The 2,158-nt window shown below is 73.3% G+C and carries 1 protein-coding gene; it reads right to left on the bottom strand.

Going from position 1 to position 2,158, the window contains the following annotated elements; all coding sequences use genetic code 11:
- Nucleotides 1-2,158, bottom strand: a 2,158-nt coding sequence (locus V5E28_RS48810; protein WP_336217158.1) for a condensation domain-containing protein, incomplete at both ends; no start/stop codon positions are given.

The following is a 2,158-nucleotide window of genomic DNA, read 5'->3' as shown; positions in this document are numbered from 1 at the left end:
GATCACATACGCCCCCGCCCCCGGATCCACCTCCACCGGACCCACCAACGGCGCCGCATCGGGCAGCTCGGTGATCTCCAGGCGCACATCGGCCCGGCGGAGCATCCGCTCCCGGCGGAGGTCCGGCTGGTCGACGCCGATGGGCACGTAGAGCGCGCCGGCGGCGAGCACGCCCAGGACCGCGGCCACCTGGTCGGGGCCTTTCGGCAGGCGGACCGCGACGGCCTCACCGGGCCGCACGCCCTGCTCGTGGACGAAGCCGGCCACGCGCAACGCCCGTTCGGCCAGCTCGCCATACGAGATATCCGGACATATCGCTACACGAGCTGGATCGCGGCGGGCACGCTCGAAGAAGCGCGCGTGCAGCGCGCCGTCGGGGACGGGGGCGGCGGTGGAGTTGGCGCCGACGCGGGTGACGAGCTGCTCGGCCGGGGTGAGGCACGGCACGGCGGTGTCCCAGTCGTCGGTGGACAGGCGCTCCAGCATGCCGGCGAAGGCCGCGAACATGCCGTCCAGCACGCCGGGCGGGAAGAGCTCCTCGACCGCGTCCCAGTTGACCAGCAGACCGCCGTCCACCTCGACCACCTGGTGGTCCAGCCAGACCTGCGGCGTCTGCGACACGCCCCAGAGCGGGTCGGCGAAGAGCGTGCCGGTCAGCGCGCCGTCCTCACCGGTCACGCCGAGCGTGCTGGTGAACACCACGGGCATCGAGACGTCGGCCGAGCCGGTGCTCCTGGCCAGCTCACGCATCACCCACAGCGCGGAGACGTCGCTGTGCTCCAGGTCGCGGACCACCCGGCGCTGGAGGCGGCGCGCGCTGTCCAGCCAGGTCTCCCCCGGCTCGTAGGCGACCAGCAGCAGGGAGGTGAAGTCGCCCAGGACGGCGTCGATGTCCGGGTGCACCTCGCGGCGGTCGAACAGCGTGAGGTTGATCGTCATGTCGCGGCGGGCGCTCCACGCGCCGAGCGCCTCGGCGAACGTGGTGGCCAGCACCGTCGAGGGGGTCAGGCCGTGCCGCCGAGCCGTGTCCTTGACCGCCTGCCACTGCTCGGCGGGGACGCGGACCTGGCGGCGGGTGAAGCGCGGGCGGCCGGCGCGAGCCGGGTCCAGCGCCAGGGGGAGCTGTGGCGCGGGCGGCAGCTCGGCGACCCTGGCCGACCAGTACTCCTCGGCGCGCCGCAGCGCCTCGGGGCCGGGCTTGACCGACAGCACGTAGTCACGGAAGGACGGGCCGACCGGCGGGAGCTCGGCGTCCGGGTCGTGGTAGAGGACGGTCAGCTCGCGCAGCACGGTCATGGTGCTGAGCGCGTCCAGGATGATGTTGTCGAAGCTGACGCCGAGCCGGGTGCGGTCCTCGTCGTACCGCACGGCCCGCACGTCGAACAGGGGCCAGCGGGTGGCGTCGATGAGCTGGTGCGACATGGCCGCACGCAGTCCGGCGAGCGCCTCGTCGGGATCGTCGCGAGCCTCGGTGACCGGGATCCTCAGGCGTGGCACCTCGGGCAGGATGCGCTGGGTGCCGTCGGGCAGGAACACCGCGCGCAGCATCTCGTGCCGTTCGACGAGCCGGTTCCACGCGGCCTCCAGGCGGGGCAGGTCGAGCCCGGCCAGGTCGTACTCGGTGTAGAAGTGGCAGCCGACGCCGCCGAGCGCGAAGTCGTCGGTGCGGCCGATCCAGTACGCGCGCTGCACGTCGGTGGGCGGGAAGGGGTCGTGCCGGTGTTCCGGGTCGGCGCGCAGGGCGGGCTGTTCGGGAGCCTGCTCCTCGCCCAGCCGGACGGTCCGGGCGAACGCTGCCAGTTCGGGGTGGTCGAAGAGGTTCGTCAGCTCGGCGCCCGCGACGCCGGCCGCGCGCAGGCGGGTGATGAGGCGGGTGGCCAGCAGGCTGTCGCCGCCGAGGGTGAAGAAGTTCTGGTCGCGTCCGACCGCGGGCAGCTCCAGCAGTTCGGCCCAGATCCCGGCCACGGCGCTCTCCACGCCGGGGTTGGGCGGGTCGAAGTGCGCCACGTGCTCGGCGAGGTGCTCGCCGAGCACGGTCTGTACGGCGGCGCGGTCGATCTTGCCGTTGGCGCTGAGCGGGAGGTTCGGAAGCTGGGTGAGCTGTTCGGGGATCATGTACGGCGGGAGCCGCTCGGCCAGCCGGTCACGCAGCTCGCCT

This window comes from Nonomuraea sp. LPB2021202275-12-8 (genome assembly GCF_037044575.1).
Classification (GTDB): Bacteria; Actinomycetota; Actinomycetes; order Streptosporangiales; family Streptosporangiaceae; genus Nonomuraea.
Note: the sequence above shows the minus strand (reverse complement) of the source record. Positions and strands in the feature narration are given on the sequence as shown.